Origin of the sequence: uncultured Pseudomonas sp. (assembly GCF_913774235.1) — a bacterium.
Classification (GTDB): domain Bacteria; phylum Pseudomonadota; class Gammaproteobacteria; order Pseudomonadales; family Pseudomonadaceae; genus Chryseomonas.
Genome location: NZ_CAJYDW010000016.1, coordinates 158,222 through 173,478, shown reverse-complemented (window position 1 = coordinate 173,478; position 15,257 = coordinate 158,222). Strand labels below are relative to the sequence as shown.

The window sequence follows — 15,257 nt, the reverse complement described above, 5'->3', positions numbered from 1 at the left end:
GGTGGTGAGTCAGGGTTTCGGTCGGGACAGGCGCTTACTGAGCTCCCAACAGTTCCAGACGGTCTTTGACTCTCCCACCCACAAGGCATCCGGCAAGCACCTGCTGCTGCTCGCCCATGCCAATGGGCTCGACCATTCCCGCCTGGGACTGGTGATCGGCAAGAAAAGCGTCAAGCTTTCCGTCGAGCGCAATCGCATCAAGCGGGTCATCCGTGATTCCTTCCGTCTGAATCAGGACCGCCTCGGCAATTTCGATCTCGTCTTCGTCGCTCGAAAAGGGCTCGGTGAAGTCGACAATCCCGAATTGCACGATCAGCTGCTGCAACTGTGGAAACGTCTCAATCGCCAGGCGAGCAAGGCCGTTGTCCACCCAACCGACAGTCCCGACGGTGCTCATGCGTAAACCGGCCCTGCTGCTGATTCGCTTCTACCGTTACGCCATCAGCCCTCTGATGGCCAGTCGCTGTCGTTTCTATCCGACCTGTTCCGGTTACGCCCTCGAAGCCATCGAGAGCCACGGTCTGCTGCGTGGTGGCTGGCTGACCACACGGCGTCTGTGCCGGTGCCATCCCTGGCATCCAGGCGGATACGATCCCGTTCCTCCCGCAAAGAACCCAGCCCCGACCTCTTCGATGGCCGAGTAAACATGGATATCAAGCGCCCGCTACTCATTGCCGCCCTGGCGATCGTGTCCTACACCATGGTTTTCCAATGGAACAAGGATTACGGCCAGGCCGAATTGCCTACGGCCAAGACGCAGACCAGCGTCCTGCCGGGCGATACCCCCAACGTGCCCACCGACGTGCCGGCCGATGCCAAGGCTGCCGCCCCGGTGGATAACTCGGCCGCCAAGCCGAGCACCGCGCTCATCAAGGTGCGTACCGACGTCCTGGATCTGGCCGTCGATCCCCGCGGCGGCGACATCGTCCAGCTCGGGCTGGTGCAGTATCCGCGTCGCCAGGACCACCCGGATGTACCCTTCGCGCTGTTCGACAACGGCAACGAGCGCCTCTACCTGGCCCAGAGCGGCCTGACCGGCACCGACGGTCCCGACGCCAACAGCGCCGGTCGTCCGCTCTACACCTCGGCGCAGTCCAGCTACGTGCTCGCCGATGGCCAGCAGCAGCTGGTGGTGGATCTGAAGTACCAGGCCAATGGCGTGGATTACATCAAGAGATTCACCTTCCACCGTGGGTTGAAGGTCGATTGCTCGGATGCTGAGAAGGCGCAGAAGAAGATCACCTGCATCAACCCGGACGCCTACCAGATCCAGGTCAGCTACCTGATCAACAACCAGAGCGCCAAGCCCTGGAACGGCGTGCTCTACGCCCAGCTCAAGCGTGACAACAGCGGCGATCCCTCGGCCACCACCGCCACCGGCGTGTCCACCTACCTGGGCGCCGCGGTCGGCACCCCCGCCGAGCCCTATCGCAAGGTGTCCATGAGCGACATGGACAAGCACCGCCTGCAGGAAACCGTGCAGGGTGGCTGGGTCGGCTGGCTGCAGCACTATTTCGTCACCGCCTGGGTGCCGAACCAGGACCAGCAGGACCAGCTCTATACCCGCAAGGACGGCCAGGGTAACTACATCGTCGGCTTCACCGGTCCGCAATTCAGCGTACCGGCGGGTGGCAAGGGCGAGACCTCGGTCACCCTCTACGCCGGTCCGAAGATCCAGGAGCACCTGAAGACCCTGTCCCACGGCCTGGAACTGACCGTCGACTACGGCTTCCTGTGGTTCATCGCCCAGCCGATCTTCTGGCTGCTGCAACATATCCACAGCATCCTGGGTAACTGGGGCTGGTCGATCATCGTCCTGACCATCATCATCAAGCTGCTGTTCTTCCCGCTGTCCGCTGCCAGCTACCGCTCCATGGCGCGCATGCGTGCCGTCGGCCCGCGACTGCAGGCGCTGAAGGAACAGTACGGCGACGATCGCCAGAAGATGTCCCAGGCGATGATGGAGCTGTACCGCAAGGAGAAGATCAATCCGCTGGGTGGCTGCCTGCCCATCGTGGTGCAGATGCCGGTGTTCCTGGCGCTGTACTGGGTGCTGCTGGAAAGCGTCGAGATGCGCCAGTCGCCCTGGATGTTCTGGATCACCGACCTGTCGGCCAAGGATCCCTACTTCATCCTGCCGATCATCATGGGCGCCACCATGCTGGTGCAGCAGATGCTGAACCCCGCACCGCCGGATCCCATGCAGGCACGGGTGATGAAGATGATGCCCATCGTCTTCACCTTCTTCTTCCTGTGGTTCCCGGCCGGTCTGGTGCTGTACTGGATCGTCAACAACTGCCTGTCGATCCTGCAGCAGTGGTACATTACCCGGAGGATCGAGGCGGCCAGCAAGAAGGCCTGATCTCGCTCACACCTATCCACACGACGCCCCTTGATTGGGGCGTCGTGCTTTCTGGAGGATCGTCATGTCCCTGCCTTCCGACAGCATCGCGGCCATCGCCACCGCCACCGGGCGTGGCGGCGTCGGTATCGTCCGCGTGTCCGGCCCCCTGGCCGCCCCCCTGGCGCGGGTAATCTGTGGCCGGGACCTGCCGCCGCGGCATGCCCACTATGGCAATTTCCTCGCCGCCGACGGCAGCGTCCTGGACGCCGGTATCGCGCTGTTCTTTCCCGGCCCGAATTCCTTCACCGGCGAGGACGTACTGGAACTCCAGGGTCACGGCGGCCCGGTGATCCTCGACCTGCTGCTACGCCGTACCCTGGAAGAAGGCGCCCGCCTGGCCCGGCCGGGCGAATTCAGCGAGCGCGCCTTCCTCAACGACAAGCTCGACCTGGCCCAGGCCGAGGCCATCGCCGATCTGATCGAGGCCAGTACCGAACAGGCCGCACGCAATGCCCTACGTTCACTTCAGGGCGAATTCTCCCGGCGGGTGGAAAGCCTGGTCGAGCAACTCATCCGCCTGCGCATCTACGTCGAGGCCGCCATCGACTTCCCCGAAGAGGAAATCGACTTCCTCGCCGATGGCAAGGTGCAGGGGCTGCTGGAGGACGTCCAGGCTGAGCTGCGCGATGTCCAGCGCGAGGCCAATCGCGGTGCCCTCCTGCGCGACGGCATGACCGTGGTGATCGCCGGCCGACCCAATGCCGGCAAGTCCAGCCTGCTCAACGCCCTGGCCGGGCGTGAGGCCGCCATCGTCACCGACATCGCCGGCACCACCCGCGATGTGCTGCGCGAACATATCCACCTCGATGGCATGCCGCTGCATGTGGTCGATACCGCCGGTCTGCGCAATACCGACGACCGGGTTGAACAGATCGGCGTCCAGCGCGCCCTGGACGCCATCGCCAGCGCTGACCGCGTGCTGCTGGTGATGGATGCCAGCGCCCCGGAAGCCCGGGATCCCCAGGCGCTCTGGCCGGAACTGTTGAGCGCCCGTCCACCGCTGGACAAGCTGACGGTGATCCGCAACAAGGCCGACCTCACCGGCGAGGCCACTGGTCTGGTCGCTCACGGCGAAACGGTCGAGATCGCCCTCAGCGCCACCGATGGCCAGGGTGTCGAAGCCCTGCGCGAGCACCTCAAGGCCTGCATGGGCTTCGAGCAGACCACCGAGGGCGGCTTCAGCGCCAGGCGCCGCCATCTGGACGCCCTGCAGCGAGCCGCCAGTGCGCTGGACCACGGCTATCGGCAACTCACCCTGGCTGGTTCCGGCGAGCTGCTGGCCGAGGATCTACGCCAGGCGCAACAGGTGCTCGGCGAGATCACCGGTGCCTTCAGCTCCGACGATCTGCTCGGTCGCATCTTCTCCAGCTTCTGCATCGGCAAGTAGTCACTGGCTGCTGCTCCAGGCCTGTGCAACGCAGGCCTGGTCTATCCTCCTCCCTCCCTTCCAGAGCTCTGTTGATAACCCTGCCTGAGGTCTGCCCATAAATCGGTGCATGACCGGTTCATGGTTGCCGCTGTGGATAAACCAGTAAAGGATCCACAGGATGCTGAGAGCTTGTATTCATCCGCAGCACACGACATCCACCATGTTCAAGTTGTCCCCAGCCCAGTGCTGACAAGGGCTACATAGGCTTATCCACAGCAAAGGGTCTGCATATACATAAGCTCTATATCAGTCCTTTTAAACATTTCTTCCCTATTGTTTATATTGGGTGTCTCCGTTGCCGACTGGTCATTTTTTGGCCAGAGCCCCTTCTGCAAGCCGGGTGCAAGCCTTATACTTGCCGGCTTTCCTTTGAATTCCTGCCAACAGGCACGAGGTGCGTGGTGGACTTTCCTTCCCGTTTCGACGTCATCGTGATCGGCGGCGGCCATGCCGGTACCGAAGCGGCCCTGGCGGCCGCCCGCATGGGGGTGCGTACCCTGCTGCTCACGCATAATGTGGAAACTCTCGGCCAGATGAGCTGCAACCCCGCCATCGGCGGCATCGGCAAGAGCCATCTGGTCAAGGAGATCGATGCCCTGGGCGGCGCCATGGCCGCGGCGACGGATCTCGCCGGCATCCAGTTCCGCATTCTCAACAGCCGCAAGGGCCCTGCCGTGCGCGCCACTCGCGCCCAGGCCGATCGCGTGCTGTACAAGGCGGCCATTCGCTACACCCTGGAAAACCAGCCCAACCTGTGGATATTCCAGCAAGCCTGCGACGACCTCATCGTCGAGGGCGACCGCGTCGCCGGCGTGGTCACCCAGATGGGCCTGAAATTCCATGCGGACAACGTGGTGCTGACCGCGGGGACCTTCCTCGGTGGTCTTATCCACATCGGTCTGCAGAACCACAGCGGTGGACGAGCGGGAGATCCGCCGGCCATCGCCCTGGCCCAGCGCCTGCGCGAATTGCCGCTGCGCGTCTCCCGCTTGAAGACCGGCACGCCGCCGCGCATCGACGGCCGTTCGGTGGACTTCTCGGTGATGACCGAACAGCCTGGGGATACCCCGCTGCCGGTGATGTCCTTCCTCGGCAATCGCGAGCAGCATCCCGCCCAGGTCAGTTGCTGGATTACCCATACCAACGCCCGCACCCATGACATCATCCGCGCCAACCTGGATCGTTCGCCCATGTACTCCGGGGTGATCGAAGGGGTAGGGCCGCGCTACTGCCCGTCCATCGAGGACAAGATCCATCGTTTCGCCGACAAGGACAGCCATCAGGTCTTCCTCGAACCCGAAGGCCTGACCACCCACGAGCTCTATCCCAACGGCATCTCCACCTCGCTGCCCTTCGACGTGCAGCTCGAGGTGGTGCGCTCCATGCGCGGCATGGAGAACGCCCACATCCTGCGGCCCGGCTACGCCATCGAATACGATTTCTTCGACCCGCGGGATCTCAAGTACAGCCTGGAGACCAAGGTCATCGCCGGCCTGTTCTTCGCCGGCCAGATCAACGGCACCACCGGCTACGAAGAGGCCGGTGCCCAGGGGCTGCTGGCCGGTGCCAACGCCGCGCTGCGCGCCCAGGGCCGCGAGGCCTGGTGTCCGCGCCGCGACGAGGCCTACCTCGGCGTGCTGGTGGACGACCTCATCACCCTGGGCACCCAGGAGCCCTACCGGATGTTCACTTCGCGCGCCGAATACCGGCTGATCCTGCGCGAGGACAACGCCGACCTGCGCCTGACCGAAAAGGGCCGCGAGCTGGGCCTGGTGGACGACCAGCGCTGGGCGCTGTTCGAGGCCAAGCGCGAGGGCATCGCCCTGGAAGAGCAGCGCCTCAAGGCGACCTGGATCCGTCCGGGCACCCCTCAGGGCATGGCGGTGGCCGAGCGCTTCGGCACCCCGCTCAACCACGAATACAACCTGCAGAATCTGCTGGCCCGGCCGGAGATTGACTATGCCGGGCTGATGGCTGCGGTGGGCGAGACGCCGGCCGAGACCCAGGTCGCCGAACAGATCGAGATCAAGACCAAGTACGCTGGCTACATCGATCGCCAGCAGGACGAGATCCAGCGCCTGCGCGCCAGCGACGCCGTCGCACTGCCGGCGGAGCTCGACTACGCCAGCATCTCCGGCCTGTCCAAGGAGATCCAGCACAAGCTGGCCCAGGCGCGGCCCGAGACCCTGGGCCAGGCCTCGCGCATCCCCGGCGTCACGCCGGCGGCGGTCTCGCTGCTGCTGATCCATCTGAAGAAGCGCAGCGCCGGTCGCAGCCTGGAGCACAGTGCCTGATGGCCAGCGCGATCCAAGCCAAAGAACTGCGCGAAGGTGCCGCGATCCTGGGCGTGACGCTCTCCACCGCGGTGGAAGAGCGTCTGCTGGGCTACCTGGACCTGCTGGTCAAGTGGAACAAGGCCTACAACCTCACCGCGGTGCGCGATCCCAACGAGATGGTCTCGCGGCACCTGCTCGACAGTCTCAGCATCGTTTCCTACGTTACCGCAGGGAATTGGCTGGACGTCGGCAGCGGCGGCGGCATGCCCGGCATCCCCCTGGCGATCCTCTTTCCCGAGTCGCGCTTCACCCTGCTCGACAGCAACGGCAAGAAGACCCGCTTCCTGACCCAGGCCAAGATCGAGCTGGGTCTGGCCAATCTCGAGGTGGTCCACGCCCGCGTCGAGGCCTACCAGCCCGACACGCCCTTCACCGGCATCGTCTCGCGAGCCTTCAGTGCCATCGACGACTTCGCCAACTGGACGCGGCATCTGGGCGACCAGGAAACACAGTGGCTGGCGATGAAGGGGCTGCACCCCGACGACGAGCTGGCCAAGCTACCAGCGGATTTCCGGGTTGCGGCGGCGCACGTCCTCGCCGTTCCCGGTTGCCAAGGCCAGCGGCACTTGCTGATACTGCGCCGCACGATTGGAGAGGGGTAAGGCGGGGACATGGCCAAGGTTTACGCGATAGCCAACCAGAAGGGCGGAGTGGGCAAGACCACTACGTGCATCAATCTCGCCGCTTCTCTGGCCGCCACCAACAGACGCAAGGTGCTGTTGATCGACCTCGATCCCCAGGGTAACGCCACCATGGGCAGCGGAGTGGACAAGCACGCCCTGGAGCATTCGGTACTGGACGTCCTCACCGGCACCTGTGGCCTGATCGACGCCATGCACTTCTCCGAGCACGGCGGCTACCAGCTGCTGCCCTCGAACCGCGATGTCACCGCCGCGGAAGTCGAGCTGCTGGAACTGCCCGGCCGCGAGAGTCGCCTGCGCGACGCCCTGGCACCGGTACGGGACAATTACGACTTCGTGCTCATCGATTGCCCGCCGTCGCTGTCCATGCTGACCATCAACGGCCTGGTGGCCGCCGATGGCGTGATCATCCCCATGCAGTGCGAATACTTCGCCCTGGAAGGCCTGACCGACCTGATCGGCAGCATCCAGCACATCGCCCAGCGGCTCAATCCGCAGCTGAAGATCGAAGGTCTGCTGCGCACCATGTTCGATCCGCGCATTGGCCTGGCCAACGACGTCGCCGCCCAGCTCAAGCAGCATTTCGGCGACCAGCTGTACGAAACCATCATTCCGCGCAACGTCCGTCTGGCCGAAGCGCCCAGCTACGGTATGCCCGCCCTGGTCTACGACAAGAGTTCGAAGGGCGCCGTGGCCTATCTGGAGCTGGCCAGCGAGCTGGTCAAACGTCAGCGCAAGGCGGCTCGTACCGCCAAGACCGCCTAAGGAATCCCCATGGCTGTGAAGAAACGAGGACTGGGCCGCGGCCTCGATGCCCTGCTCGGTGGCGCCAGCGTCAAGGTCCTGCAGGAGCAGGCCGCCGCCGCGCCGGTCAGCGAACTGCAATCGCTGCCGGTGGACATCATCCAGCGCGGCAAGTATCAGCCGCGCCGGCACATGGATCCGGTCGCCCTGGAAGAGCTGGCCAACTCCATCCGCACCCAGGGGTTGATGCAACCCATCGTGGTACGCGCCATCGGCGAGGGTCGCTACGAGATCATCGCCGGCGAGCGCCGCTGGCGGGCCAGCCAGCAGGCCGGCCTGGACCGTATCCCGGCGCTGGTACGCGACGTGCCCGACCAGGTGGCCATCGCCCTGGCGCTGATCGAGAACATCCAGCGGCAGAACCTCAATCCGCTGGAAGAGGCCATGGCCCTGCAGCGGTTGCAGGATGAATTCGAGCTGACCCAGGCCCAGGTGGCCGAGGCCGTCGGCAAGTCGCGCTCGGGGGTCACCAACCTGCTGCGCCTGCTGGCCCTGGCCGACGAGGCCAAGGAGCTGCTGGCCAAGGGCGAACTGGAAATGGGCCATGCCCGTGCCCTGTTGGGGCTGCCGGCGAAACGCCAGGCCGAAGGGGCGCGGCACGTTGTCGCACGGGGTCTGACGGTACGCCAGACCGAGGCCCTGGTACGCCAGTGGCTGAGCGGAGCCGAACCCAGTGAGAAGGCGGCGGTCGTCGATCCCGACATCAGCCGTCTGGAGCAGCGGCTGGCCGAGCGTTTGGGCGCCAACGTGCAGATCCGTCACGGCGAGAAGGGCAAGGGCCAGCTGGTGATCCGCTATACCTCTTTGGACGAACTTCAAGGCGTACTGGCGCACATTCGCTGACACAAATGGCTGTCAGCCTGGGCGGCAATCTGTCCGGGGTGGCTTGAACCACCCCTGACGCGCCCCTATACTTTGCCCGCTTTTTGTCGGCACAAAGCATGCCAGTGAAAACAACTATTAAGCCGACACCAGAGGACTTCGAGCCGATGGACCGCCGCACGCCCAAACGCCTGCCTTTCCATCACCAGCCTGCCTTTCGCCTGCTGCTCGTCCAACTGGCTGTCGCGTCGTGTGCCGCCGTCGTCTTGTTTTGCTTCGTCGGTAAGGTCGCCGGTTATTCCGGATTGTTGGGCGGGCTGATTGCCTGGCTGCCTAATCTGTATTTTTCGTTCAAGGCGTTCCGCTATCGCGGCGCCCATGCCGCCCAAGCCATCGTCCGTTCTTTCTACTCGGGCGAGGCGGGCAAACTGATTCTCACGGCAGTGCTCTTTGCACTGACGTTTGCTGGGGTAAAACCGCTTTCGGCTCCCGCACTGTTCGGCGTCTATCTGTTGACGCTGATGGTCAACGCCGGCGCTCCCCTGCTACTGAAAAAACCGACTAGACCTTAAAGGCATTCGAGGCACACATGGCAGCAGACTCCGCTTCGGCTTATATCCAGCACCACCTGCAGAACATGACCTATGGCCTGCACCCGGTGAACGGCTGGAGCTTCGCCCATACCCCCGCCGAGGCCAAGGCCATGGGCTTCTGGGCCTTCAACCTGGATACCCTGGGCTGGTCGGTCGCCCTCGGCCTGATCTTCCTGTTCATTTTCCGCAGCATTGCCAAGAAGGCCACCAGCGGCCAGCCCGGTCGTGTGCAGAATCTGGTCGAGATCCTGGTCGAGTTCGTCGATGGCAGCGTCCGTGACACCTTCCACGGCAAGAATGCCCTGATCGCGCCTCTGGCCCTGACCATCTTCGTCTGGATCTTCCTGATGAACCTGATGGACCTGGTACCGGTGGACTGGCTGCCGATGCTGGCCATGGCCATCGGTGGTGACCACACCTACTTCCGCGTCGTGCCCACCACCGACCCGAACGCCACCCTGGGCATGGCCCTGTCGGTGTTCGCCCTGATCATCTTCTACAGCATCAAGATGAAGGGTATCGGCGGCTTCTTCGGCGAGTTGACCCTGCACCCGTTCAGCAGCAAGAACATGCTGCTGCAGATCATCCTGGTTCCGATCAACTTCCTGCTCGAATTCGTCACCCTGATCGCCAAGCCGATTTCGTTGGCACTGCGACTGTTCGGCAACATGTATGCTGGCGAGCTGATCTTCATCCTGATCGCCATCATGTTCGCCAACGGTCTGGCACTGGGTGGTCTGGGTATCGTGCTGCATTGGGCCTGGGCGGTGTTCCACATCCTGATCATCACCCTGCAGGCGTTCATCTTCATGATGCTGACCATCGTCTACCTGTCGATGGCGCACGAAGAAAGTCACTAAGGAATGGCCCCCGGACGCTGCTGACGGCGTCCGGAGGCGGTTCTGCCGTGAGTCCCGGGGGCTCTGTCCGCCGGGTAACTTGGGAAAACTTTTTCGCTTCAACCTTAACCAAGACGACTAAAAAAGTCGGGAGGAAAGATGGAAACTGTAGTTGGTCTGACCGCGATCGCCGTTGCTCTGCTGATTGGCCTGGGCGCTCTGGGTACCGCCATTGGCTTTGGTCTGCTGGGTGGCAAGTTCCTCGAAGGCGCCGCTCGTCAGCCGGAAATGGTTCCGATGCTGCAAGTCAAGATGTTCATCGTCGCCGGTCTGCTCGACGCCGTGACCATGATCGGTGTTGGTATCGCCCTGTTCTTCACCTTCGCTAACCCCTTCGTTGGTCAGATCGCCGGCTGATCACCCTTCGGGGTGCAGGCAGGACTGATGGACAACGAACGAGCGAGGTGTTGGCGTGAACATTAATGCAACCCTGATAGGCCAGTCCGTTGCCTTCTTCATCTTCGTGCTCTTCTGCATGAAGTACGTGTGGCCGCCGATCATCTCGGCGCTGCGTGAGCGTGAGAAGAAGATTGCCGATGGCCTTGACGCTGCCAACCGCGCGGCTCGTGATCTGGAAGTGGCACAGCAGCAAGCCAACCAGAAAGTGAGCGAAGCCAAGGGCCAGGCAGCCGAGATCATCGAGCAAGCCAACAAGCGTGCCGCCCAGATCGTCGAGGACGCACAGGCCAAGGCCCGTGTCGAAGGCGAGCGGATCAAGGCGCAGGCTCAGGCTGAAATCGAGCAGGAAATCAACAGCGCGAAGGACGCCCTGCGTGCTCGCGTCGGTCTGCTGGCCGTGGCCGGCGCCGAGAAGATCCTCGGATCGACCGTTGATGCCAATGCTCATGCCCAGTTGGTCGACCGACTGGCAGCGGAAATCTAAGCGAGGCCACCAATGGCAGAACTGAACACGCTGGCCCGGCCCTATGCCAAGGCGGCTTTCGAGTTCGCACAGGCCCAGCAGCAGCTGACCCAATGGTCGGCAGCGCTCGGGCTGCTCGCCGCGGTATCCCAGGACGGGACCGTGCGCCAGCTGCTTCAGCAGCCGCAGTTGACCGCGGACGCCAAGGCCGGATTGCTCATCGACGTATGTGGCGATCAGCTGGATGCACAGTCCCAGAACTTCGTTCGGACCGTGGCAGAAAACGACCGGATCGACCTGTTCCCGGCCATCGCCGAGATTTACGAGGCGTACAAGGCCGAACAGGAAAAATCCATTGAGGCGGAAGTCACCAGTGCTTTCGCCTTGAGCGACGAACAGCAAGACAAACTCGCCAAGGCTCTCAGCGCAAGGCTAGGTCGCCAGGTGCGACTAAATGCATCCGAGGATGCGAGCCTGATCGGTGGTGTGGTTATCCGCGCCGGCGACTTGGTAATCGATGGCTCCGTTCGCGGCAAGCTCGCGCAACTGGCCGAAGCGTTGAAACCTTGAGTTTGAAGGGGCAGTAGCATGCAGCAACTCAATCCTTCCGAAATTAGTGAAATCATCAAGGGTCGCATCGAGAAACTCGACGTGACCTCGCAAGCCCGCAACGAAGGCACCATCGTCAGCGTCTCCGACGGTATCGTGCGCATTTTCGGTCTGGCCGACGTCATGTACGGCGAAATGATCGAATTCCCCGGCGGCATCTACGGCATGGCACTGAACCTGGAGCAGGACTCCGTCGGCGCCGTGGTTCTGGGTAGCTACCTGGGTCTGGCCGAAGGCATGAGTGCCAAGTGCACCGGCCGCATCCTGGAAGTCCCGGTCGGTCCGGAACTGCTGGGTCGCGTCGTCGACGCCCTGGGCAATCCCATCGATGGCAAGGGTCCGCTGAACGCCAGCGCTTCCGACGCCGTCGAGAAGGTCGCACCGGGCGTGATCTGGCGTCAGTCGGTCGACCAGCCGGTGCAGACCGGCTACAAGGCCGTCGATGCCATGATCCCGGTTGGCCGCGGTCAGCGTGAGCTGATCATCGGTGACCGTCAGATCGGCAAGACCGCCATGGCGATCGATGCCATCATCAACCAGAAGAACAGCGGCATCCGCTGCGTCTACGTCGCCATCGGTCAGAAGCAGTCGACCATCGCCAACGTGGTGCGCAAGCTGGAAGAGCACGGCGCTCTGCAGAACACCATCGTGGTGGCTGCCAGTGCGTCCGAATCGGCTGCCCTGCAGTTCCTGGCGCCCTACTCGGGTTGCACCATGGGCGAATACTTCCGCGACCGCGGTGAAGACGCCCTGATCGTCTATGACGATCTGTCCAAGCAGGCCGTGGCCTATCGCCAGATCTCCCTGCTGCTGCGTCGTCCGCCGGGCCGCGAAGCCTATCCCGGCGACGTGTTCTATCTCCACAGCCGTCTGCTCGAGCGCGCCTCCCGCGTCTCCGCCGACTACGTCGAGAAGTTCACCAACGGCGCCGTGACCGGCAAGACCGGCTCGCTGACCGCGCTGCCGATCATCGAGACCCAGGCCGGCGACGTGTCCGCCTTCGTTCCGACCAACGTGATCTCCATCACCGACGGCCAGATCTTCCTGGAAGCCGGCCTGTTCAACTCGGGCATCCGCCCGGCGGTCAACGCCGGTGTCTCGGTATCCCGTGTGGGTGGTGCGGCCCAGACCAAGATCATCAAGAAGCTGTCCGGCGGTATCCGTACCGCGCTGGCCCAGTACCGTGAACTGGCGGCCTTCGCCCAGTTCGCCTCGGACCTGGACGAAGCCACCCGCAAGCAGCTCGAGCATGGTCAGCGTGTCACCGAGCTGATGAAGCAGAAGCAGTACGCGCCCATGTCCATCGCCGAGATGTCCCTGAGCCTGTACGCCGCCGAGCGTGGTTTCCTGAGCGATGTGTCCCTGGACAAGATCGGTAGCTTCGAGCAGGCCCTGATCGCCTACTTCAACCGCGATCACGCCGACCTGATGGCCAAGATCAACGTGAAGGGCGACTTCAACGACGAGATCGACGCCGGCATCAAGGCGGGAATCGAGAAGTTCAAGGCCACGCAAACCTGGTAAGCCGCGACGGGGGCGCCAGCCCCCGTTTGCCAACCCGATAGGTGTCACATGGCAGGCGCAAAAGAGATTCGCGGCAAGATCGCGAGCATCAAAAGCACACAGAAGATCACCAGCGCCATGGAAAAGGTTGCGGTCAGCAAGATGCGTAAGGCTCAGGCCCGCATGGCTGCCAGCAAGCCTTATGCCGAGCGCATCCGCGCTGTGATCGGCCACCTGGCCAACGCCAACCCCGAGTACCGCCATGCCTTCATGGTGGAACGCGAGGTCAAGCGCGTCGGTTACATCGTGGTCAGCTCCGATCGGGGTCTGGCCGGTGGTCTGAACACCAACCTGTTCAAGGCTCTGGTTCGCGACATGAGCGACCAGCGCGGCAAGGGTGTGGAAATCGATCTGGCGGTGATCGGGGCCAAGGGTGCCTCCTTCTTCCGCAGCTTCGGCGGCAACGTGGTCGCGGCCATCAGCCACCTCGGCGAAGCCCCGGCGATCGGCGATCTGATCGGCAGCATCAAGGTGATGCTGGATGCCTACCTGGACGGCCGTATCGACCGTCTGTACGTGGTATCCAACGTCTTCGTCAACACCATGACCCAGAAGCCGACCATCCAGCAGCTGGTTCCGCTGGTTGCGACCGAGGGCGGTGAGCTGCAGGGCAAGCATTGGGACTACCTCTACGAGCCCGACGCCAAGACCCTGCTCGACGGTCTGCTGGTGCGCTACGTGGAATCCCAGGTGTACCAGGCCGTGGTCGAGAACGCTGCCAGCGAACAGGCCGCGCGGATGATCGCGATGAAGAACGCCACCGACAACGCCGGCGATCTCATCAAGGAGCTGCAGCTGGTCTACAACAAGGCTCGCCAGGCTGCGATCACCCAGGAAATTTCGGAAATCGTCGGCGGCGCCGCCGCGGTCTGACGGACAGCTTAAACATTCGAGGAACGCGAAATGAGTAGCGGACGTATCGTACAAATCATCGGCGCCGTGATCGACGTGGAATTCCCGCGCGACGCGGTACCGCGCGTCTTTGACGCCCTCAAGGTGCAGGGTGCCGAAACCACCCTGGAAGTCCAGCAGCAGCTGGGCGACGGCGTGGTTCGTACCATCGCCATGGGTAGCACCGAAGGCCTCAAGCGTGGTCTGGACGTGGGCAACACCGGCGAGGCCATCAAGGTCCCGGTCGGCGTCAAGACCCTCGGCCGCATCATGGACGTGCTGGGCAACCCCATCGACGAAGCCGGCCCCATCGGCGAGGAAGAGCGCTGGGAAATCCACCGCAAGGCCCCGTCCTATGCGGAGCAGGCCGGTGGTAACGACCTGCTGGAAACCGGCATCAAGGTCATCGACCTGGTCTGCCCCTTCGCCAAGGGCGGCAAGGTCGGCCTGTTCGGCGGCGCCGGCGTGGGCAAGACCGTCAACATGATGGAACTCATCCGTAACATCGCCATCGAGCACAGCGGTTATTCCGTGTTCGCCGGTGTGGGCGAGCGTACCCGTGAAGGGAACGACTTCTACCACGAGATGAAGGATTCCAACGTTCTGGACAAGGTCGCCCTGGTCTATGGCCAGATGAACGAGCCGCCGGGCAACCGTCTGCGCGTGGCCCTGACCGGTCTGACCATGGCCGAGAAATTCCGTGACGAAGGCCGTGACGTCCTGCTGTTCGTCGACAACATCTACCGTTACACCCTGGCCGGTACCGAAGTGTCCGCGCTGCTGGGTCGTATGCCGTCCGCGGTGGGCTACCAGCCGACCCTGGCCGAGGAGATGGGTGTCCTGCAGGAGCGCATCACCTCCACCAAGCTGGGCTCGATCACCTCCGTCCAGGCCGTCTACGTCCCTGCGGATGACTTGACCGACCCATCCCCGGCGACCACCTTCGCCCACCTGGACGCCACCGTGGTTCTGTCCCGTGACATCGCCTCCCTGGGTATCTACCCGGCGGTCGATCCCCTGGACTCCACCTCGCGTCAGCTGGACCCGAACGTGATCGGCCAGGAGCACTACGACACCGCCCGCGGCGTCCAGTACGTGCTGCAGCGCTACAAGGAGCTGAAGGACATCATCGCGATCCTGGGCATGGACGAACTGTCCGAGTCCGACAAGCAACTGGTATCCCGTGCTCGTAAGATCCAGCGCTTCCTGTCCCAGCCGTTCTTCGTGGCCGAAGTCTTCACCGGTTCGCCCGGCAAGTACGTGTCCCTCAAGGACACCATCGCCGGCTTCTCCGGGATTCTGCGCGGCGACTACGATCACCTGCCCGAGCAGGCGTTCTACATGGTCGGCAGCATCGACGAAGCCATCGAGAAAGCCAAGAAACTGTAACTGCCGCGCCCGGCG

At 63.3% G+C, this 15,257-nt stretch carries 16 protein-coding genes; all 16 read left to right on the top strand.

Annotated features, from left to right (window positions below):
• Position 1 precedes the first annotated feature (1 nt).
• The 16 genes from rnpA (at position 2) to atpD (ending at position 15,242) form a co-directional block, all read left to right on the top strand.
• On the top strand, positions 2-403 hold the full coding sequence (gene rnpA, locus QZ471_RS15975; RefSeq protein ID WP_295465956.1) for a ribonuclease P protein component: 402 nt from the start codon (positions 2-4) through the stop codon (positions 401-403).
• The gene (gene yidD / locus QZ471_RS15970) at positions 396-644 is read left to right on the top strand and encodes a membrane protein insertion efficiency factor YidD (RefSeq protein WP_295465544.1); all 249 of its coding nucleotides are present in this window, start codon (positions 396-398) and stop codon (positions 642-644) included. The genes rnpA and yidD overlap by 8 nt, the downstream gene beginning before the upstream one ends.
• A gap of 2 nt (positions 645-646) precedes the next feature.
• The gene (gene yidC, locus QZ471_RS15965) at positions 647-2,362 is read left to right on the top strand and encodes a membrane protein insertase YidC (RefSeq protein ID WP_295465542.1); all 1,716 of its coding nucleotides are present in this window, start codon (positions 647-649) and stop codon (positions 2,360-2,362) included.
• Between the two features lie 64 nt (positions 2,363-2,426).
• Complete coding sequence (gene mnmE / locus QZ471_RS15960; RefSeq protein ID WP_295465540.1) at positions 2,427-3,791, top strand: tRNA uridine-5-carboxymethylaminomethyl(34) synthesis GTPase MnmE; 1,365 nt, start codon at positions 2,427-2,429, stop codon at positions 3,789-3,791.
• A gap of 443 nt (positions 3,792-4,234) precedes the next feature.
• Positions 4,235-6,127 (top strand): tRNA uridine-5-carboxymethylaminomethyl(34) synthesis enzyme MnmG, encoded by a 1,893-nt coding sequence (gene mnmG, locus QZ471_RS15955; protein WP_295465538.1) that lies wholly within the window; start codon positions 4,235-4,237, stop codon positions 6,125-6,127.
• A complete protein-coding gene (gene rsmG / locus QZ471_RS15950; protein WP_295465536.1) occupies positions 6,127-6,771 on the top strand; it encodes a 16S rRNA (guanine(527)-N(7))-methyltransferase RsmG in 645 nt (214 codons plus the stop codon). Before mnmG ends, rsmG begins: the two co-directional genes overlap by 1 nt.
• Positions 6,772-6,780: 9 nt before the next feature.
• Positions 6,781-7,575 (top strand): ParA family protein, encoded by a 795-nt coding sequence (locus QZ471_RS15945; RefSeq protein ID WP_295465534.1) that lies wholly within the window; start codon positions 6,781-6,783, stop codon positions 7,573-7,575.
• Between the two features lie 9 nt (positions 7,576-7,584).
• Complete coding sequence (locus tag QZ471_RS15940; protein WP_295465532.1) at positions 7,585-8,457, top strand: ParB/RepB/Spo0J family partition protein; 873 nt, start codon at positions 7,585-7,587, stop codon at positions 8,455-8,457.
• A gap of 146 nt (positions 8,458-8,603) precedes the next feature.
• Positions 8,604-9,008, top strand: a complete 405-nt coding sequence (locus QZ471_RS15935; protein ID WP_295465530.1) for a F0F1 ATP synthase subunit I — start codon at positions 8,604-8,606, stop codon at positions 9,006-9,008.
• 17 nt (positions 9,009-9,025) lie between these two features.
• Entirely contained in the window at positions 9,026-9,889 is an 864-nt protein-coding gene (gene atpB, locus QZ471_RS15930; protein WP_059228653.1) for a F0F1 ATP synthase subunit A, read from the top strand.
• Positions 9,890-10,027: 138 nt separating this feature from the next.
• The gene (atpE, locus tag QZ471_RS15925) at positions 10,028-10,285 is read left to right on the top strand and encodes a F0F1 ATP synthase subunit C (protein ID WP_003097235.1); all 258 of its coding nucleotides are present in this window, start codon (positions 10,028-10,030) and stop codon (positions 10,283-10,285) included.
• Positions 10,286-10,340: 55 nt separating this feature from the next.
• A complete protein-coding gene (locus QZ471_RS15920) occupies positions 10,341-10,811 on the top strand; it encodes a F0F1 ATP synthase subunit B (protein ID WP_059228655.1) in 471 nt (156 codons plus the stop codon).
• A 12-nt stretch (positions 10,812-10,823) separates the two neighbouring features.
• Entirely contained in the window at positions 10,824-11,360 is a 537-nt protein-coding gene (locus QZ471_RS15915) for a F0F1 ATP synthase subunit delta (RefSeq protein WP_059228660.1), read from the top strand.
• 18 nt (positions 11,361-11,378) lie between these two features.
• A complete protein-coding gene (gene atpA, locus QZ471_RS15910; protein ID WP_058761370.1) occupies positions 11,379-12,923 on the top strand; it encodes a F0F1 ATP synthase subunit alpha in 1,545 nt (514 codons plus the stop codon).
• 48 nt (positions 12,924-12,971) lie between these two features.
• Positions 12,972-13,835 carry a F0F1 ATP synthase subunit gamma gene (gene atpG / locus QZ471_RS15905; protein WP_058761371.1) on the top strand — a complete coding sequence of 288 codons (864 nt, stop codon included), beginning with the start codon at positions 12,972-12,974 and terminating at the stop codon, positions 13,833-13,835.
• Between the two features lie 30 nt (positions 13,836-13,865).
• Positions 13,866-15,242, top strand: coding sequence for a F0F1 ATP synthase subunit beta (gene atpD / locus QZ471_RS15900; RefSeq protein WP_140219704.1), 1,377 nt, complete (start codon positions 13,866-13,868; stop codon positions 15,240-15,242).
• Positions 15,243-15,257 lie beyond the last annotated feature (15 nt).

Coding starts and splice junctions, on each gene's coding strand:
- QZ471_RS15915 (WP_059228660.1), top strand. CDS start 10,824: ATGGCAGAACTGAACACGCTGGCCCGGCCCTATGCCAAGGCGGCTTTC.
- atpA (WP_058761370.1), top strand. CDS start 11,379: ATGCAGCAACTCAATCCTTCCGAAATTAGTGAAATCATCAAGGGTCGC.
- QZ471_RS15935 (WP_295465530.1), top strand. CDS start 8,604: ATGGACCGCCGCACGCCCAAACGCCTGCCTTTCCATCACCAGCCTGCC.
- mnmE (WP_295465540.1), top strand. CDS start 2,427: ATGTCCCTGCCTTCCGACAGCATCGCGGCCATCGCCACCGCCACCGGG.
- atpG (WP_058761371.1), top strand. CDS start 12,972: ATGGCAGGCGCAAAAGAGATTCGCGGCAAGATCGCGAGCATCAAAAGC.
- QZ471_RS15945 (WP_295465534.1), top strand. CDS start 6,781: ATGGCCAAGGTTTACGCGATAGCCAACCAGAAGGGCGGAGTGGGCAAG.
- atpD (WP_140219704.1), top strand. CDS start 13,866: ATGAGTAGCGGACGTATCGTACAAATCATCGGCGCCGTGATCGACGTG.
- yidC (WP_295465542.1), top strand. CDS start 647: ATGGATATCAAGCGCCCGCTACTCATTGCCGCCCTGGCGATCGTGTCC.
- yidD (WP_295465544.1), top strand. CDS start 396: ATGCGTAAACCGGCCCTGCTGCTGATTCGCTTCTACCGTTACGCCATC.
- rsmG (WP_295465536.1), top strand. CDS start 6,127: ATGGCCAGCGCGATCCAAGCCAAAGAACTGCGCGAAGGTGCCGCGATC.
- atpE (WP_003097235.1), top strand. CDS start 10,028: ATGGAAACTGTAGTTGGTCTGACCGCGATCGCCGTTGCTCTGCTGATT.
- QZ471_RS15940 (WP_295465532.1), top strand. CDS start 7,585: ATGGCTGTGAAGAAACGAGGACTGGGCCGCGGCCTCGATGCCCTGCTC.
- atpB (WP_059228653.1), top strand. CDS start 9,026: ATGGCAGCAGACTCCGCTTCGGCTTATATCCAGCACCACCTGCAGAAC.